Origin of the sequence: Bradyrhizobium sp. sGM-13 (genome assembly GCF_018398875.1) — a bacterium.
Taxonomy (GTDB): domain Bacteria; phylum Pseudomonadota; class Alphaproteobacteria; order Rhizobiales; family Xanthobacteraceae; genus Bradyrhizobium.
In genome coordinates this window covers 146511-164373 of the sequence record NZ_JAGWDK010000009.1, presented here as the reverse complement: position 1 = coordinate 164373, position 17863 = coordinate 146511, and the positions used below count along the sequence as shown (strand labels likewise).

The 17863-nt window shown below is 64.4% G+C and carries 11 protein-coding genes and 2 pseudogenes; 4 read left to right on the top strand and 9 right to left on the bottom strand.

What is annotated here, in order from left to right; translation table 11 throughout:
• Positions 1 to 143 precede the first annotated feature (143 nt).
• Complete coding sequence (glp, locus tag KJQ96_RS15845; RefSeq protein ID WP_213287530.1) at positions 144 to 1355, bottom strand: gephyrin-like molybdotransferase Glp; 1212 nt, start codon at positions 1353 to 1355, stop codon at positions 144 to 146.
• A 13-nt stretch (positions 1356 to 1368) separates the two neighbouring features.
• Positions 1369 to 1995 carry an HAD family phosphatase gene (locus tag KJQ96_RS15840; protein ID WP_213287529.1) on the bottom strand — a complete coding sequence of 209 codons (627 nt, stop codon included), beginning with the start codon at positions 1993 to 1995 and terminating at the stop codon, positions 1369 to 1371.
• 156 nt (positions 1996 to 2151) lie between these two features.
• On the opposite strand from KJQ96_RS15840, the gene KJQ96_RS15835 reads away from it, so the two are divergent.
• The 3 genes from KJQ96_RS15835 to KJQ96_RS40230 all read left to right on the top strand — a co-directional run bounded on the left by KJQ96_RS15835 (position 2152) and on the right by KJQ96_RS40230 (position 5346).
• The gene (locus tag KJQ96_RS15835) at positions 2152 to 2457 is read left to right on the top strand and encodes a hypothetical protein (protein WP_213287528.1); all 306 of its coding nucleotides are present in this window, start codon (positions 2152 to 2154) and stop codon (positions 2455 to 2457) included.
• Between the two features lie 199 nt (positions 2458 to 2656).
• The gene (locus KJQ96_RS15830; protein WP_213287527.1) at positions 2657 to 3991 is read left to right on the top strand and encodes a S41 family peptidase; all 1335 of its coding nucleotides are present in this window, start codon (positions 2657 to 2659) and stop codon (positions 3989 to 3991) included.
• 215 nt (positions 3992 to 4206) lie between these two features.
• Entirely contained in the window at positions 4207 to 5346 is a 1140-nt protein-coding gene (locus KJQ96_RS40230) for a hypothetical protein (protein ID WP_249734106.1), read from the top strand.
• A gap of 128 nt (positions 5347 to 5474) precedes the next feature.
• On the opposite strand, the gene KJQ96_RS40225 is transcribed toward KJQ96_RS40230, so the two are convergent.
• Positions 5475 to 6647: an autotransporter outer membrane beta-barrel domain-containing protein gene (locus tag KJQ96_RS40225; protein ID WP_249734105.1), complete on the bottom strand. Its 1173-nt coding sequence runs from the start codon at positions 6645 to 6647 to the stop codon at positions 5475 to 5477.
• 679 nt (positions 6648 to 7326) lie between these two features.
• Positions 7327 to 9150 (bottom strand): annotated as a pseudogene (locus KJQ96_RS40220) (hypothetical protein); the annotation flags it as partial.
• 19 nt (positions 9151 to 9169) lie between these two features.
• On the opposite strand from KJQ96_RS40220, the gene KJQ96_RS15815 reads away from it, so the two are divergent.
• A complete protein-coding gene (locus KJQ96_RS15815) occupies positions 9170 to 9424 on the top strand; it encodes a hypothetical protein (RefSeq protein ID WP_213287525.1) in 255 nt (84 codons plus the stop codon).
• A gap of 1071 nt (positions 9425 to 10495) precedes the next feature.
• On the opposite strand, the pseudogene KJQ96_RS15810 reads toward KJQ96_RS15815, so the two are convergent.
• The 5 genes and pseudogenes from KJQ96_RS15810 to KJQ96_RS15790 form a co-directional block, all read right to left on the bottom strand.
• Positions 10496 to 13227: pseudogene (locus KJQ96_RS15810) on the bottom strand (EAL domain-containing protein).
• Between the two features lie 195 nt (positions 13228 to 13422).
• Positions 13423 to 13923 carry a cyclic pyranopterin monophosphate synthase MoaC gene (gene moaC / locus KJQ96_RS15805; RefSeq protein ID WP_213287524.1) on the bottom strand — a complete coding sequence of 167 codons (501 nt, stop codon included), beginning with the start codon at positions 13921 to 13923 and terminating at the stop codon, positions 13423 to 13425.
• Between the two features lie 3 nt (positions 13924 to 13926).
• The gene (gene trpC, locus KJQ96_RS15800) at positions 13927 to 14748 is read right to left on the bottom strand and encodes an indole-3-glycerol phosphate synthase TrpC (protein WP_213287523.1); all 822 of its coding nucleotides are present in this window, start codon (positions 14746 to 14748) and stop codon (positions 13927 to 13929) included.
• Between the two features lie 18 nt (positions 14749 to 14766).
• Complete coding sequence (gene trpD / locus KJQ96_RS15795) at positions 14767 to 15780, bottom strand: anthranilate phosphoribosyltransferase (RefSeq protein ID WP_213287522.1); 1014 nt, start codon at positions 15778 to 15780, stop codon at positions 14767 to 14769.
• Positions 15781 to 15936: 156 nt separating this feature from the next.
• The gene (locus KJQ96_RS15790; RefSeq protein WP_213287521.1) at positions 15937 to 17838 is read right to left on the bottom strand and encodes a peptidylprolyl isomerase; all 1902 of its coding nucleotides are present in this window, start codon (positions 17836 to 17838) and stop codon (positions 15937 to 15939) included.
• Positions 17839 to 17863 lie beyond the last annotated feature (25 nt).

Below are 17863 nucleotides of genomic sequence, written 5' to 3'. Positions count from 1 at the left end.
CAAACTCTCGATCAAAGACACTAGCAGTCGAAACAAATCATGAACGGACACTATATGTTCGATATGTGTTCCGCAACCACTTAATTTCAGGTGAACGCATTGCGGTTCCGGTCCAAGGTGCTGTTGGAGCGCCGTTCCAGGCGTCATTCCGGCAGCCGGAGCAGTTCGCAGCGCGAGCCCTTTGCGGCAGCCGGCGCGAACGGCGGACGTATCACAAGCACCCGTGCTGCAGCGAGATTACCTGATAGCGACGAGTCCTGATGGTTCACCGGCATGGCAACCAGCGTGCCGTCGTCGCGCGCTTCGAGGCGGGCGCGAAGATAATCTTCGCGCTGATCATTGGCGGCGAGATCGCGGCCGAGGAGGGCGTTTTCGCGCCGGTGATGGATCGTGTCGCGGCCCGATAAGGCGCGAATCAGCGGTACCAGAAACAGGAAGCCGCAGACATAGGAGGAGACGGGATTGCCGGGCAGGCCGATCACCCGCATCGCGCCCAGCCTGCCATGCATCATCGGCTTGCCCGGCCGCATCGCGATCCGCCAGAACGCCATGGCGACGCCCTCGGCCTCAAGCGACCGCTTGACGAGATCGTGGTCTCCGACCGAAGCGCCGCCCAGGGTGATCAGGATGTCCGCGTCGGCCTTGCGGGCACGGCGGATGCCTTCCGTGGTCGCGGCGACGGTGTCGGCGGCGATTCCGAGGTCGATGATTTCTGCCCCTTCGGCGCGCGCCAGCGCCCGCAAGCTGTAGCCGTTGGAATAGACGATCTGGCCAGGGCTGGGGGTTGCGCCTGGCATCACCAGTTCGTCGCCGGTTGCCAGCATCGCTACTTTCGGGCGGCGGTGCACCGTAAGTTCCGGGTAGTTCATGCCGGCGGCGAGCGAGAGGTCGCGGTCGGTGAGGCGGCGCCCGCGTTTGAGGAGGACGTCGCCTTCGCGGAAATCTACGCCCGCGGCGCGGATATGCCGCCCCGGAACGGCAGCTTCCGTGATGGTGATATGATCGCCGTCGACGCCAGTGTCTTCCTGGATGATGACAGCGTCGGCGCCATCGGGGATCACGCCGCCGGTAAAGATCCGCACCGCTTCGCGCGGGCCGACCTTCCGCTCGAATGGTCGGCCTGCGGCAACCTCGCCGATCACCTTCAGCCGTGCGCCGACATCGGCGGCGTCAGCCGCGCGCACCGCATAGCCGTCCATCGCGGACATCGCCTGCGGCGGCTGCGTCCGCCGCGCGGCGACGTCGCGTGCGAGAATGCGGTGATACGCCTCATCGAGCGCCACCATTTCTTCGGACAGGGGATCGGCGCCCGTAAGGATGGCAGACAATGCATCGGCAACCGGCATCAACGCCACGGGCGGACCTCCCTCAAATTCCAAGTGCGGTCAGTGCCCTCGCCACGTCATCCGTCGATGTCACGTGGATGGCAGAAAGGCCGCGCGCCCGCGCACCTTCGATATTGGCAGCCGAGTCGTCGAAGAACAGGATCCGCGACGCCGGCACGCCGATCGCTTTTACCACATGATCATAGGCTTCGGCGTCGGGTTTGCGCAAACCGATGCTGGAGGAGAGGAATATCTGACGGAAATGGCCGAGCACATCCGTATAGGCCTGCGAAAAATGCGTAACATGGGCCGGATTGGTGTTGGAAAAAGCATAGAGTGGCAGGCGTTTTGCTGCGCGCGCCAGGAGCGGCGAAATTCCGGGCATTTCGCCGGTGAAGATCGCGTTCCAGCCTTCCAGGAACTGTGCGTCGGTGATGCCGATGCCGAGCGATTGGCGCAGGCTCGCAAAGAACGCCGCATCGTCGATCCGGCCGGTCTCGTGGTGCTTGAAACTGTCGTCCACCACAAAGCGTCCGGCGAGGTCGGCAGGCGCGCAGCCGGCATGCCCCGCCCAGCAAGTCATTACCTGATCGAAACTGATGTCGAGCACGACACGGCCGAGGTCGAACAGCAAGGCATCGACGGAATGGGGCGCTGGCGGCGAATTCATGGCAGTCGTTTACAAAACCGGATCGGCCTCGGCAACGGCCACGGCGATTTGCGTCGGAGCCCAATCCGGCGCTTAAGCCCATACGCAGGCTGTGCTAAGGCTTGGGCCAATTTCTTGGGGCCAGTTGCTTGGGGCCAATTTTCAGGGAGTAGTCGCATGCATGTTGTTGGCAGAATCCTGGGCGCTGTCGCCGTGATCGCCTTATTGGCCGGATCCGCTGCCGCCCAACAACAAGGTCCCCCCAAATATGGCGAGGAGGACAAGCCCAAGACGCCGTCGCAAATCGCGGCCGAGAAGGAGGCCGAGCGGGCCTACCGGAGATCGCTCGGCAACATCCCCGAGCAGCAGAAGAGTTCGGACCCCTGGGGGACGATGCGCGGCGACAGCACACCACCGAAAGCGGCGGCTAAGGCGCCGGCAGCGAAGTCAAAGGCCAACTCCGCCGAAGGGGCTGCAAAGTAGAAGATATCGGCAAGCCCGGGCATGACGAATTCCCTATCTAACGTGATGATTTCATTCAGACTCTGAAAGCGACCGTATTGCCCCGGGTCGGCGTGCCTTGATCCGACCAAAAAGCCATTGTGAGTTGGCGGGGCCGGGACAGGGGCGCCGATTCACAGGGATGGTGTGGGCGTCCGTAGAGATAGAGGGACGCCCCACGATGCGCAGGAATTTTGCCTTTCTTCTCGGCACGGTGACGGGCGCGTGTCTGACCGCCCTCGTGATCGGACCTCAAGGCGCGCATCTGGTGGCCGCGGCAAAGGCTGCGGCCCGTTCCGACACCTACACCCAGCTCAATTTGTTCGGCAACGTGTTCGAGCGGATCAAGACCAGCTACGTCGAGAAGCCGGACGATTCCAAGCTGATGGAAGGCGCCATCAACGGCATGATCTCGGCGCTCGATCCTCATTCAAGATACATGAATGAGAAGGGCTGGAGCGACATGCAGGAGACCACCCATGGCGAGTTCGGTGGGCTCGGCATCGAGGTCACGATGGAAGACGGCCTCGTCAAGGTGGTCACGCCGATAGACGATACGCCCGCGGCCAAGGCCGGCATGCTGTCAGGCGACGTGATCACCCAGATCGACGACGAGGTCATCCAGGGCATGACCCTCGAACAGGCGGTGGGCCGGATGAAGGGCCCCGCCAACAGCAAGATCCGCCTCAAGGTCGTGCGCAAGGGGGCCGCCGCGCCGATCGACGTTGCCATCGTGCGCGAGATCATCCGGGTGCGGCCGGTCCGCTTCAAGACAGACGGCGGCGACATCGGTTACATCAGGATCACCCGTTTCAACGAGCAAACCACCGACGGCTTGAAGAAAGCCATCGCCAGCATCTCGAAGGAAATTCCGCCGGAAAAACTAACGGGCTATGTCGTCGACCTCCGCAACAATCCCGGCGGGTTGCTCGATCAGGCGGTGTCGGTGTCGAGCGCCTTCATAAGCCGGGGCGAGGTGGTCTCGACGCGTGGCCGCACTTCGGAGGAAACCCAGCGCTTCACCGCGCGCGGCGGCGACATCACCAAGCGCAAGCCGCTGGTGGTGCTGATCAACGGCGGCTCGGCTTCAGCGTCCGAGATCGTGGCCGGCGCGCTTCGCGACCACAAGCGCGCCACGCTGATCGGCACGCGCACTTTCGGCAAGGGCTCGGTGCAGACCATCATTCCGCTCGGACAGGGTAACGGCGCGCTGGCGCTGACCACGGCGCGCTACTTCACGCCGTCGGGCCGCTCGATCCAGGCCCAGGGCATCGCGCCCGACGTCGAGGTGCTGCAGGACGTGCCCGATGAACTCAAGGGCCGCGCCGAGCTGAAGGGCGAAGCCTCGATGCGCGGCCACCTCGCCGCCGACGGCGCCGAGCAGACCGGCTCGCAAGCTTACGTCCCGCCGAACGAAAAGGACGACAAGGCGCTCAACGCCGCGTTCAACCTGCTGCGCGGCGGCACCGTGAATGCAAATGCAGTCACGGCCGCGAAGCGGGCGGTGCCGAACTAAACTCAGAACCGCTGCGTCACTGCGAGGCACCCGGCGGCGCTTTGGGCCGACCGGGCGTGGCTCGCAATGACGGAAACAATCAGCGCGTATTATGCTTCAAGCAGCGCGTATTATGCGTCGCGTAGCGATCCGGAAAACATGACCGTTTTTTGAAACCTCATCTCCATCCATTCGTAGCTCGCGTCGAACACCACGCGCGTTCGAACGGAGCAGTCATGTCGAGAAGATGGATTTTGCCGGCCCTGATCTTGTCCCTTGGTTCGAGTGGAGCCCTGCAGGCCAATCCGCTGGATTCTCCCGACATCGTTTATATCGACGGGCTGCCGTGCAACCGCACGTGCCAGTCCTACATGACCTGGTCTGATCAGGCATTGTCTGCCCGGCACCGCGCGGTTCGCGAAACTGATATCGCGGTGCCGGCTGAGGCCGAAACAGCAAGACCAGAACACGCCAGTCCCGCACGCGTAGCGAGGCAGGGCGCACCTGTTTCCCGCACTGCGCCGCGCGGCAGCAAGGCGGCCTCCAATACGAGGCCGCCAACCGCCAAGAAGGCCGCCGCTCCCGCGCTCGCAGCAGCCGGGAAGAACATTCCGGCTGTCACGGCGCCAGTGGCTCGCGAAAACGCAGTCGCGGCTGGCCAACCGCCGGAGCGCAAATTGGAAATCCCTGATAGCCCCGAGCCCGGTCAGACAGCCGCCGTCGCTGCGTCGCAGCCTGCGGAGACTCCCAAGTCGGAGGTGGAGACTCCCAAGTGGGAGGGGAAATCGGAGGTCAAATCCGAGGTCACCCTGCCGCCGCCGGCCACGCTTGAGATCGCCGCGACGCCTGCTACGCCCGAGGCGACTGCGTTGCCTCCCTCGGCCGGCGTTGCTCCCGCTCCGGTCTCTCGAACCATACAGCAGCAGCTTGTGGAAGCGACGGGAATGGCCGATCTCGTCACGGCGATCGGGACGGGGAGGGAAGCGGCCAACAAATCGGACAATCCGGAAGCAGCGCCAGCCGACGTGAGCGATAGCGACAAAGCGGCATCCGTAGCGCCAGACGACCCGGATCTGGTCGCGCTTGTGCTGGCACGTCCGGAGATCGATTCGCTGTCCGACCTGAACAACATGAGCATTGCGATCGAGGAGAAGCAGTCCGCATCGAGCGGACGTGTCAGCGCTGCGTTCATGGCGGCGGGAGCCGCGGAAGTCCAGTTCAGCGAAGCAAAAGCCGGCGCGATCGACCGGCTGATCAACGGCGAAGTCCCGGCCGCGGTTCTGACATTCGCTTCGCGCGAAGCAGCAGAGGGGTTTCCCGATATCGAAGGCTTCAGGACTTTTCGGGTGCCGCTCGCACAAAAGGCGCGACTCTAGACGTCGCAGCAAGCGTAGCTCGGATGAGCGAGTCGAGTCCGGGTTTGGTTTATCCCCGCATATCGCGGTGCTCATGCGGGCTACTTGCTGCAGCTCTGTCACAGAAATTGCCGTGTCTCATTAACGTGTCAAAATCTCACGGCGAGGCGGCCTCGCACGGCGTGGTCTTCGGCGTTGCGTGCGACCTGGCCCTGGTAGAGAATGCCGAGCGTGGTTTGCGCATTGAGATACAGGTCAGCGCCGGCTTCGAGGAGCGCGCTGTCGCGCGCCAGCGGCGCGCCCGCGATCTCGAAGGCAGTGCTTCCGCCCGCGAAGGAGAGGGTGGTGACCGGCGTCACGTCACCGAGCACGTGCTGCCAGGCAGCGGAGAGGCGCGGCGCCAGCGTCATTCCCCCGACCGCCACGCTGGTGGCGAGACGCGTGCCAAGCGTCGCGAAGCCCGCCTCTTCGCGGTCGCGCGCACCCGTGAGCGCCGCGACGCCGCCCTTCTCCGTGAAACCGCTCGTCCTCGCCTGCACCCAGGCAGCCCCTGCGAACGGCTCGAGCGCGACCGGGCCGAGTCCGACACCGTAGCCAACCTCGCCAAACACCTGGGTGGTGCCGCCATGATAGGCGGCCGACGCGCGATCGACGAAGCCCGGAAACGCGATGGTACGGGTGGTGTCGATCTGGTGGGACGAATAGGCCATGCCGGCGCGCACGCTCCAGGCGCCGGCACTGCCCGCGCCGTAGAACGCCGCGTGGCCGCTCTCGACCGAGGCCGAGCTCGCGCGCGCGTCCACGCCGACCGCTGAGTCCGAATAGCCCGCCGCAAAGCCGAAGCGCCAGTCATCAACGGCGCCATCGAGCCCCGCGACGGCGCCAGCGTGGTGGCGACCGACCGCTGCCGCATTGCCGTCGCCGTCGATGCGACCGCGCGCGCCGAGTCCCTGCGCCCAGAAGGTCAGGCGGGACGAGTGCGTCTTCGTCTCCGGCACGGTCCCCGCAAGGGCCACCGGGCGGGCAGCACGCGACGTCGTCCCGCCTGCCGCGTTGTCGAAGGACGCCTGGCGCAGGCGGCCGAGCACTGCGTCGCGCAGATCGCGCGATTCGTCGACGAGCACGCCCGCCGTACTCGCATGCAACTGGCCCTGCATCGAACGCCTGCCGCGCCTGCGCGGCCGTGCCGTAGAGCACCGTATTGAAGATGGGATTGCCGAAGCCCAGCGAGTCGACGCCGGTGCCGGTGGCAATCTGGTTGCGCGTCCAGCCGACGCTCGCGAATGCCGTGCGTGCGAGGGTGAAGAGTACGTGGTCGGCATTGTAGGACACGGTCGGCGTTATGAAGGCGGACGACGTGAGATTGGAAGTCACGCTGTCGAACGTGCCGGCGATGCCGCCCGTCGCCGTGAGAATCGTGTAGGTGGTGCCCGGTGCGTAGGTCCCGGGCGCTGTGACCACACGCAAGGCACCGGCGAGCTGCGCCGCGCCCGTGACATCGGTGCGATCGGCACTCGTCGGCGCAATCTCGAGCAGGTAGGTCGAGGCCGCCGACAGCATGAGATTGCCCTGTACCGTGATGGTGCCGATCGAGTTGCCGGGCGAGAGCGTGCCGGCACCGATGGTCGTTGCGCCAAGAAGACCGGTGCCCCCGACAAGACCGCCGCCATCCACCGTCAGCGGTGACGAGGCGATCGAGCCGTTCACGATGAGCGTGGCGCCGTTGACAGTCGTGGGACCCGTGTAGCTGTTGGCAGCCGTCAGGATGGTGGTGCCGGACAGCACGTCGACGCTGCCATTGCCGGTCATCGTCGACCCAAACACGTAGTTGGCGGACGTATGATTGAAGTTGATCGTGCCAGTGCCAGCGCCGAATGCGACGCTTGCCGCGTCGAGCGTGCCGGCGGCCGCCGCCGGACTGCCTGCCGCCGCACCGATGTTCAGCGTGCCGCGCGAGCCGGCCTGGCTTGCCACATGCGCGGTGCCGGTGTGCACCGTTGCACCCGCCGCGACGGTGAGCGTTCCGGTGCCGTCGAATCCGAGATGGAGGTCTCCGGAATTGGTCCATGTCGAGCCGGCGCCCGTCACCGCCACGGTTCCTTGCGAGCCAATGGCCGATCCGATGATCGCGGACGCGCTGCTCACGGATCCACCATTGTCGATGGCGAGCACGCCAGTGCCGCTGACGCCAATTGTGAGGGAGGCACTGGTGTTCCAGGCCGAGCCCGGACCCGTCACTGTCACCGTGCCTTGCGAGCTGGTGTCGTCACCAACGTAGCCGTTCGCATTGCTCACCGTGCCGCCGTTCGAAATCGCGAGCGAACCCGTACCGGCGTTGCCGACGTAAAGGTCCAGGGAATTGACCCAGGCAGAGCCGGCGCCCGCGACCGTGGCCGTGCCCTGCGCGCCGGCAAAGTCGCCGAGGATCCCATATGTGCTGCTGATCGTCCCGCCGCTTGCGACAGCGAGCAACCCGACGCCGAAGGTGCCGATCGAGAGCTGTGAGGAATTGGTCCAGGTGGAGCCAACGCCCGTCACCGTCACGCTCCCTTGCGAGCCATTGGCCGACCCGACAATTGCGGACGTGTTGCTCACGGCTCCGCCATTCTCGATGGCGAGTATGCCCGTGCCGCCGCCGCCGATCGTGAGGGAGGAGCTGTTGCTCCAGGCCGAGCCGGCGCCAGTCACCGTCATGAACCCTTGCGAACCGGCGACGAAACCGACGAAACCGATCGCGTTGCTCACCCGGCCGCCGTCCGCGATAGTGAGCGCGCCCGTGCCGGCGTTGCCGACGAAGAGATTTCCGCTGTTGGTCAAGGCGGAGCCCGCGCCGGTCACCGTCACCGTGCCGCGGGAGCCGGTGTCGTTGCCGATGATGCCGATTGCGCCGCTCACCCCGCCGCCGGCCGCGATGGTCAGCATGCCTGTGCCGGCATCGCTGATGACGAGATTTCCGCTGTTGATCCAGGCAGAGCCGGCGCCGGTCACCGTCGCCGTGCCATGAGACAGAGCGCTGCGTCCAAGATAGCCGTCCGTATTGCTCACCGATCCGCCATTCGCGATGGTGAGCGTGCCCGTGCCGTCATCCCCGACGAAGAGATTTCCGGAGTTGGTCCAGGTGGATCCCGCGCCGGTCACCGTTGTGCTTCCGTGGCCGCTAGAGACGGCGCCGACATTGCCGTTCACGCTGCTCACCGTTGCGCCATCCGCGATGGTGAGCGTGCCTGTGCCGGCACTGCCGACGAAGAGATTTCCGGAATTGATCCAGGTGGAGCCGTTGCCGGTCACCGTCATCGTGCCAGAAGAGAAAGCGCTGCGGCCGAGATAGCCGTCCGTATTGCTCACCATTCCGCCATTCGCGATGGCAAGCGTGCCTGTGCCGGCATCTCCGACGAAGAGATTTCCGGAATTGGTCCAGGTGGATCCCGCGCCGGTCACCGTCATGGTTCCGCGGGCGCTATCGAGGTCTCCGATATAGCCGTCCACGCTGCTCACCGTTGCGCCGTCCGCGATCGTGAGCGTGCCCGTGCCGGCCCTGCCGGCGAAGAGATTTCCGCTGTTGGTCCAGGTGGAGCCGGCGCCGGTCACCGTCACCGTGCCCTCGGCGCCGGGAGCCGTGCCCAGATAGCCGTTCATGGTGCTCACCGTCCCACCGCTCTCGATGGTGAGCGTCCCTGCGCCGAAGAAGCCGATGTCAAGGGTCTGGGAATTGCTCCAGTTGGATCCGGGACCGGTCACCGCCACCGTGCCACGAGAGAAGGGGTAGCCGATATGGCCATCGACACTGCTTAGCGTACCGCCTCCCGTAATGGTGAGCGCGCCCACGGCGTTGATGCCGACCGCAATGACTTCCGCGGCAGCACCGGGCGCATTCACCACTGGAGCATTGGGTGTAGTTGCGTCGACCCTTGCCGTTCCCCCGCCAGCGACCGGAACGCCGTTCGTCCAGTTGCTTGCGTCGAACCAATTGCTGGATGCGGCACCGGTCCAGGTGGATTGCGCCGCGGCCGGCAACGATGCCGCCGCGAGACAGACGCCGCCAAAATACAACCGGGAGTTGCGCAACCAGGAGTTCAGGCGTGGCCGCATCGACAACTGACCCGCCTCCCTCTCACGCTCGCCGCTCGATCCATGTCGCGAGCCGCGTCACATCGCTCCGATTGCACTCCGTACTTACCTTCAAAACAGCGCGGCATGTCAATCGAGGCAGGTGCCACCAGAGGTGATAATTCCCCCGCATGTTGCGCCGTAATCACAGGCGTTCGGAAATTGAATCGTATCCGCCCCCAACAACAGAAACATCGCGATCGAGGAGAAGCAGTCCGCATCAAGCGGACGCGTCAACGCCGCGTTGATGGCGGCGGGGCCGCGGAAGCCCGGGTCAGCAGACTGGCGTGTATCAGTCCAGGAGCGTCACCGTAATTCTTCAAGCTATCGTGAGAGCCTTGGAAACGCACCGTGGATATGATTGGCAGGGTCGGTAGCGCAGCGACGGGAAGGCAACAAATTGCATGTATGAGGTGTCATATGTCTGCACCCTGCAAGTTCGAGCTAAGTATCCTGAATCACGATGAGAAAGCGCTCATACAGACCTCTCATCACCCCGAAATTGGTGACGTGGATCGCGCGACACTTGAAAACCTGAAATCATCGCTCAGAAAACTTCGGGACAAGGAGCGTACGCTCGCCTTCCAGCGGCGCCGGATCAGCAAAGGCACCGCCGAGCCGCGCGGCCAAAGCGTTTCGGGGACTGCCGAGCATTCTCTCCGTCGCAAGCAGGTTTTCGTCGCTGCCCTGAAGCGGGTTAACAAGGAGCTCGCACGCGTCCAAAAATTTGAGGCGCGGAGGGAGCTGGGAGAAGCGGCCCGGCGAGCGCTTTCTCTTCGTAGAGCACAGCAATTCTCCCGCCCGACAAATGAGCCAACTTCTCATGAAGGCAAGAAGCCGATTCCAAGTCGCCGACGAAGTGTCAAGCTCCCGCGGTCAACAATTGGGCGGGTGTCACAGGCGAACAAGAGAGCACAGGCCGCAAGAGATTCACGCCGATAACGGGTCTTCACTTGCTCTCCACGTCATTGCGAGGAGCGAAGCAATCCATTTCTCCCTACGCACCGGTGGAGAGATGGATTGCTTCGCTCCTCGCAATGACGGTGACAAGTAACGAACGAATCTACGCCGAACGCGCCTCATCCTTGCGCTTGCGCGGGCGGACCGGGCGCGCTGCTTCAGGGCACGGCTGGTATTTTGACAACAGCGGCCTGATCTCCGCCGCCGGCTGCGGCGCGCTGAACAAATAGCCTTGCATTTCCGAGCAGCCGAGTTCGCGCAGCAAGTCGCGCTGCTGTTCGGTCTCGACGCCTTCGGCCGTCGTCGTCATGTGGCGTTCGGCGGCGATGTTCACCACCGCCTCCACAATACAGGACGAACCTTGCGGCTCGGCGATATCGGTGATGAAGCAGCGGTCGATCTTGATCTTGTCGAACGGAAAACGCTGCAGATAGCTCAGCGAGGAATAGCCGGTGCCGAAATCGTCAAGTGCGATGCGGACCCCGATGGCATGAAGGTCGTGCAGAACCGCAAGTGCCGCCTCGTCGTCGCGGATCAGCACGGCCTCGGTAATCTCAAGCTCCACCCGGCTCGCCGCGAGGCCCGATGCGGCGAGCGCCGCCATCACCTTCAGCGCCAGCGTGCCGCTCCTGAATTGAATCGGCGAGACGTTGACCGCGAGCCTGACATCGCCGGGCCAGGTCGCGGCCTCCTTGCAGGCGGTGGTGAGCACCCATTCGCCGATCTGGTTGATCAGGCCGGTGTCCTCTGCGAGCGGCACGAACTCGGCGGGCGAAATCATGCCGCGCTGCGGATGGCGCCAGCGCACCAGCGCCTCGCAGCCGGTGATCGCGTTGGTCTGCAGGCTCAGACATGGCTGGTAATAAACCTCGAAGCCGCCGTCCACGAGCGCCTGGCGCAGGTCCATTTCCAGGCCGCGGCGCGCACGGACCTCGGCTTCCATGTCCGGTTCGAAGAAGCGATAGGTGCGGCGGCCGGCGGCCTTGGCGGCGTACATCGCCAGATCCGCGTTCTTCAGGATCTGGTCGATATCGGATCCGTCTTGCGGCGCAAGCGCAATGCCGATGCTGGCGTCGGTGGTGACCTGGTGGCCGAGGCATTGATAGGGCGAGCGGATCGCCTCGAAGATGCGGCTGACGAGCTTCATCACTCGTCGATATCATCGATCCCGGTCTGCACGATGGCGAATTCGTCGCCGCCGAGCCGGGCCACGAAATCGGATCTCCGCGTGCAGGCGGCGAGGCTGGCCGCGACCGATTTCAGGAGTTCGTCGCCGATCATGTGGCCGAGCGAGTCGTTGACGCTCTTGAATTCGTCGATGTCGATATAGAGCACTGCCAGTGGCCGGTTCGGCGCGACGTAAGACAATTCGCGCTTGAGCCGCTCGTGGAACAGGGTGCGGTTCGGCAAATCGGTCAACGAGTCGTAATGGGCGAGGTGAGTGATGCGCTCCTCGGCGCGCCGTCGCTCGGTGATGTCTTCATGGGTCGCCAGCCATCCGCCGTCAGCCACCGGTTCATTGACGACCTGGATCGAGCGCCCGTCGGGCGTCGAGATGACCATGACGTTGCGGTGCGCGATGTCGCGCAGCACCATCTCGACGTAGTGGTCGATGTCGCCGACGAACGAGCCGGTCTCCTTGCGATGGGCGATCACCTCGCGGAAGCTGCAACCCGGCTTCACGACATCGGCCGACAGGCCGTACATTTCGAGGTATCGCCTGTTGCAGATGATGAGCTGCCGCTTCGCATCGAACAGCAACAGGCCCTGCGTCATGTTGTTGACGGCGGTGTCGAGACGCTGCTTTTCCAGCGTCAGCCGCTGTTTGGATGCGCGATGCTGATAGGAAAGCTTGCGGACGACGAGAAACAGTAGCGCGGCGATCGCCAGCACGGAAAATCCGGTGACGGCGATCAGGATTCCGATCTGCTCGCGCCAGTCGGCCAGCGCGGCCGATGTGGTGATCGAGGCGACCATTACGATCGGAAAATTGGTCAGCGCGCGGGACGCGATCAGCCGGTCCTCGCCGTCGATCGGGCTGGTGAGGCGCGAGGTGCTGCGGGGCAGCTCGAAGACTTGCCGCTGGGCGGCCGGACCGGTCCTGAAGTTCTTGCCAACCAGCTCCGCCACATGCGGATAGCGGGCGAGCAGCGTGCCGTCGCTGTGGTGCATGGCGATCGAGGCGCCGGGACCGAGGGCTACGGTTGCGAAGAACTTTTCAAAATGGACGGGTTCGATGCCGCGGCCGATGACGCCGAGCAACTCGCCGTTCGGCCCGGCGATCTTGCGCGCGATCACGGTGGTCCAGGCGCCGGTGATGCGGCTGTAGACCGGCTCGACCAGCATTTCCGGCCATTGCGGGCCGGACTTGAAGGTTCTGAAGAAAGCGCGGTCCGCCGAGTTGACCGGCGGCGGCGGCCAGGTGGCCGACGCATTGATCAGATTGCCATCGGCGTCGAAGATGTTGATGCCGCCGACATAGGACAGCGCGTCGATCTTGGATTTCAGGATGAGATGGATGTCATGGCCGGACATCCGGCGCTTGTAGTTTTCGAGCGTGGCGATCCCGCTGGAGCGCATGAACGCGATCAGGTCCTTCTGAACGACCTGAAAATCCTCGAGCTGCTGGTCGAAATGGCGGGCGAGCAGCAGCACGGTGTTTTCCAGCTCGCGTTCGCTGTTGCGCAGTGCGCGCTCGCGGAAATCGCCGGCCATGATGGTCGCGCCGATCGCGATGGTGGCGATCAAGAGCGTGCCGCCCAGGGTCAACCAGCGGATCGGGCCGCCGCGAAAGGCGAACGCGATCCTCAATGATCTGATGCCGGTTGAAGCCATGAACGCGATCGCGGCCGGGACATGAACTGCCGGAAGCGGCGTTCTCCCAAACCCGGCCCATGGATTCGATACCGCGCCGAGATGGAGTTGACGTTAGGAAGTCTGGTTAACGAATGGTTAGCTCGGTGGCGGTGGGTTCCGCCAACAACCACAGGGGGACCGTCGCGCGCGACGAGGGCGATGCCGTCGCCGGACTCACCGCTCCGCGCGATAATGGCCGGACTTGCCGCCGCTCTTTTCGACGAGATGGATGCCTTCGATTCGAACGCCGCGCTCGACCGCCTTGATCATGTCGTAGATCGTCAGGCACGCAACCGACACCGCCGTCAGCGCTTCCATCTCGACGCCCGTCGGGCCGGTGACCTTGACGGTGGCGCGGACGATGCACCCCGGAAGTTTTTTGTCAGGCGTGATGTCGAGCGTCACCTTGGATAGCGCCAGCGGATGGCACAGCGGGATCAATTCCGATGTGCGCTTTGCCGCCATGATGCCGGCGATGCGGGCCGTGCCCAGCACGTCGCCTTTCTTGGCATTGCCGGAGACGATCAGATCGAGCGTCGCCTTGGCCATGACGACACGCCCCTCGGCGATGGCGGTGCGTTCGGTCGCTGCCTTCGCGGAGACGTCGACCATCCGCGCTTCGCCGGCAGCGTCGATATGGGTCAGGGCGCCGCCCTTGGAAGCCTTCCGCGCCATCTGCTAGCCGGTCCCGGTCGCGCGGGCCGTATCGGAACGCGCCAGCAATGCGCGCGTTGCTGCGGTCACATCGGCCTGCCGCATCAGGCTTTCGCCGACCAGGAAGGTCGACATGCCGACGCGCTCGAGGCGGGCGAGATCATCAGGCGTAAAGATACCGCTTTCGCCGACCATCAGGCGGTCACGCGGGATCAGCGGCGCCAGCGCTTCGCTGGTCGCAAGCGTGGTCTCGAAGGTCCGTAAGTTACGGTTGTTGACGCCGATCATCGGCGAACGAAGCTTTAGCGCGCGGTCGAGCTCAGTGCGGTCGTGGATTTCGATCAGCACATCGATGCCGAGTGCAATCGCCGCGTCCTCGATATCCCTCGCGGCGGCATCGTCGAGCGCAGCCATGATGATCAGGATGCAATCCGCGCCATGGGCGCGGGCTTCCACCACCTGATAGGTGTCGAACAGGAAGTCCTTGCGCAGCACCGGCAGAATGGTCGCCGCGCGCGCCGCCACCATGAAATCGAGATGGCCCTGGAATGAGGGCTCGTCCGTCAGTACCGATAGGCACGCCGCGCCGCCGGCCTCGTAAGCCTTGGCCAGCGCCGGCGGATCGAAATCAGCGCGAATGAGCCCCTTCGACGGCGAGGCCTTCTTCACCTCGGCGATCAGCGCGTAGTCGCCACGGGCGAGTTTTTCCCGAATGGCGCGGACGAAGCCGCGTGGTGGCTGGGCCGCTTTCGCGCGAGCCTCGACCTCAGCAAGCGGGTGCGCCCGCTTGGCCGCAGCGATCTCTTCGCGCTTGTAAGTCTCGATCTTGCTCAGGATATCGGACATTTCTGGCGCCCCCTAAGATCAGCCGCGTGAGACCGCGATCAGGTGCTTCAGCCGTGCCGCCGCCGCACCGCTATCGAGCGATTTCGCGCCGATCGCGACGCCTTCCTTCAGGTCCTTGGCACGGCCGGCCACGATCAGCGTCGCCGCGGCGTTCAACAGGGCGACGTCGCGATAGGGGCTGGGCTTGCCGTTGAGCACGCCTTGCAGCGCCAGCGCATTGGCGTCCGCATCGCCGCCCCTAAGCGCGTCGACGTTGCAGCAGGTGAGGCCCGCGTCCTCCGGCGTCACCTCGAAGGTGGTGATCTTTCCGTCGTCGAGGCTGGCGACAAAGCTCGCACCCGTGAGGGTGATTTCATCGAGCCCATCGGAACCGTGGACAACCCAGACGGATTCAGAGCCGAGATTTTTCAGGACCTGCGCCAGTGGCTGCACCCAGTGCCTGGAGAACACGCCGACCATCTGGCGCTTGACGCCGGCCGGATTGGAGAGCGGCCCGAGCAGATTGAAGATCGTGCGGGTGGCGAGCTCGACGCGGGTCGGGCCGACATTCTTCATCGCGGGGTGATGCGCGGGCGCGAACATGAAGCCGATGCCGGCCTCCTGCACACAGCGGCCGACCTGGTCGGGCGTGAGGTCGATCTTGACGCCGAGGGAGGCCAGCACGTCGGCAGCCCCCGAACGCGAGGACAGCGCGCGGTTGCCATGCTTGGCGACGGGCACACCGGCACCTGCGACGATGAAGGCTGCGCAGGTCGAGACATTGACCGAACCCGAGCCGTCGCCGCCAGTGCCGACCACGTCGACCGCGTCCGCAGGCGCCTTGACCCGCAGCATCTTGCCGCGCATCGCCGCCACCGCGCCGGTGATCTCGTCGACGGTCTCGCCGCGAACCCTGAGCGCCATCAACAGCCCGCCCATCTGCGAGGGTGTGGCCTCGCCGGACATCATGGCATCGAAGGCGGAGGCTGCCTCGTCACGCGACAGCGTCGCGCCGGTGGCTACTTTTCCGATGATAGATTTGAGGTCGTCCATCGTTTGGCTTTCAAAATCGAGACATCATGGTGAGGAGGCGTTCTTGCGCCGTCCCCGGACGATGCTTCGCATCGCTCGGAGAACCATGGGGCCCGGCTCTCATCCTTCGAGACGCGGCCAAGTGGCCGCTCCTCAGGATGAGGTGAGTTATTATGCTCAATTGTTCGCGCCCGTCACCTGCGCGAAGGCGGCCGCGTTGATGGAGGTGCCGATCTCGGATTCGATCTTGGTCACGTATTGCGCGATCTGTTCGTCGGTCAGGCCGCGCTGCAACGTCTCCTTCAACTTCTTCAGCTCATCGGAGGCCATGTCGACCGGCGGCACCGTCACGTCGGTGACGCGCAACACGATCCACTCGCTGCCACTGGTGCCCGGCGTCTGCGTAACGCCATCCTTGGGCGTCCGGAATGCGGCCGTGATGGCGGCGGAGGGCACGCCTGAAAGCGAGGCGTCGCGGCGGAAACCGGTCGCAGTCTCGACCTTTACCCCGGCCGCAGCCGCTTCGGCGGCGAGCGTGCCGCCTTGCTCGACCTTCTGCACCATCTCGGTTGCCTTCGCGCGCAACTTGCTCGAAATCTGGTCTTCGCGCCATTTTGCCTCGACCTGGCTGCGCACCTCGTCGAGCGAGCGCTCGCGCGAGGGCGTAATGCCGAGCACGTCGTACCAGACATAGCCGCCGGCAAACTGGATCGGTTCGTTGTCGACGCCGATATCGCTGTTGAAGGCCTGCGAAACCACGTCGAGGCCGCGCGGAATATTCGCCACCGGCTGGCCGTCGGGCGTCCGGCCGGAGCGATCGACGGCTTCGATCGTGACAGGGGTGAGGCCGAGCTTCTGCGAAGCCTCGACCACATTGGCGCCGCCGCTGCGCTCGTCTTCCATCTTGTTCTGGATTTCGTTGACCTTGGCGCGCGCGCGTTCGGTCGCGATTTCCTTCTTCACCTGCGCTGCGACGCTTTCATAGGTCGGCGTCACACCCGGCTCGATCTTGCCGACCTTGACCAGCGCCACGCCGAACCGGCCCTGCACCGGCTGGCTGACTTCGCCTGACTGCAGCGAGAACGCGGCATCCGCAATCGCCGGATCGATGATCGCGTTCTTCGCGATCATGCCGAGATCGACGTCGGCCAGATTGAGGTTGCGCTCCTTGGCGACGTCGTCGAACGATGTTCCCGACGTGATGCGGCTGCGCGCGGCCTGCGCTTCGCCTTCGTTCGGAAAAAACATCTGCGACACTTCGCGCTTTTCCGGCGTCCCGAGCTGGTCGCGGCGCTGCTCGAAGGCCTTCTTCGCATCCTCGTCGGAGACCTCGGTCCATTTGCCGATCTCTTCGGGGCTGATCACGACAAAGGACAGTTTGCGGTACTCGGGCGCGCGGAACTGGGTTTTGTGATCCTCGAAATAGGCGGCCAGCGCCTCGGGCGAAGGTGGATCGATCGTGCCGGCCTGCGCCGCGTCGAGCTTGACGAATTCCATCGAGCGCTGCTCGTTCTGGAAGCGGGCGAGCGCCTCGATCAGGACCTTCGGCGGCTCAGCCCCAGCTGAGACGGCGCCGACGATCTGGCGCCGCAGCCCGACCCGCCGGCGTTCCGCCAGATAACGTTGCTCGGTATAGCCGAACTGCCGGATCGTGGCCTGGAAGCGAGCGGGATCGAATTTGCCGCCCAATCCCGCAAAATTCGGATCGCTGTAGATCTGCCGCATGGCTTCGTCCTGCGACTGGGCAAGCCCCATGCGCCGGGCTTCCTCATCCAGCGCGGCTTCGGCGATGGTCTGTTGCAACACCTGCCGATCGAGCCCGAAGGCGCGGGCCTGCTCAGGGGTCAGCGGACGGCCGAAACTGCGGCCAAGCTGCTGCAGCTTTTCCGTGTAGATCTGGCGGAATTGCTCCGTCGAAATCTCGGTCTTGCCAATCGTGGCGAGCGACGACTGGCCAAATCCCTTGAAGATGTCGGCAATACCCCAAACTGCGAAACTGACAATCAAAACGCCCATCACGACGGCCATGACAACCTTGCCGAGCCAGTTTGATGAGGCTTTCCGAATTCCTCGAAGCATGGGTCCAACTTGTTTTTAAAGGAGA

What these genes read in the sequence shown, in the direction of transcription:
- KJQ96_RS15835 (WP_213287528.1), top strand. Translation starts at nt 2,152, where the DNA reads ATGCATGTTGTTGGCAGAATCCTGGGCGCTGTCGCCGTGATCGCCTTA.
- KJQ96_RS15840 (WP_213287529.1), bottom strand. Translation starts at nt 1,995, where the DNA reads ATGAATTCGCCGCCAGCGCCCCATTCCGTCGATGCCTTGCTGTTCGAC.
- KJQ96_RS15790 (WP_213287521.1), bottom strand. Translation starts at nt 17,838, where the DNA reads ATGCTTCGAGGAATTCGGAAAGCCTCATCAAACTGGCTCGGCAAGGTT.
- KJQ96_RS15830 (WP_213287527.1), top strand. Translation starts at nt 2,657, where the DNA reads ATGCGCAGGAATTTTGCCTTTCTTCTCGGCACGGTGACGGGCGCGTGT.
- moaC (WP_213287524.1), bottom strand. Translation starts at nt 13,923, where the DNA reads ATGGCGCGGAAGGCTTCCAAGGGCGGCGCCCTGACCCATATCGACGCT.
- KJQ96_RS40230 (WP_249734106.1), top strand. Translation starts at nt 4,207, where the DNA reads ATGTCGAGAAGATGGATTTTGCCGGCCCTGATCTTGTCCCTTGGTTCG.
- trpC (WP_213287523.1), bottom strand. Translation starts at nt 14,748, where the DNA reads ATGTCCGATATCCTGAGCAAGATCGAGACTTACAAGCGCGAAGAGATC.
- KJQ96_RS15815 (WP_213287525.1), top strand. Translation starts at nt 9,170, where the DNA reads ATGACTTCCGCGGCAGCACCGGGCGCATTCACCACTGGAGCATTGGGT.
- trpD (WP_213287522.1), bottom strand. Translation starts at nt 15,780, where the DNA reads ATGGACGACCTCAAATCTATCATCGGAAAAGTAGCCACCGGCGCGACG.
- KJQ96_RS40225 (WP_249734105.1), bottom strand. Translation starts at nt 6,647, where the DNA reads ATGCCGACCACGTACTCTTCACCCTCGCACGCACGGCATTCGCGAGCG.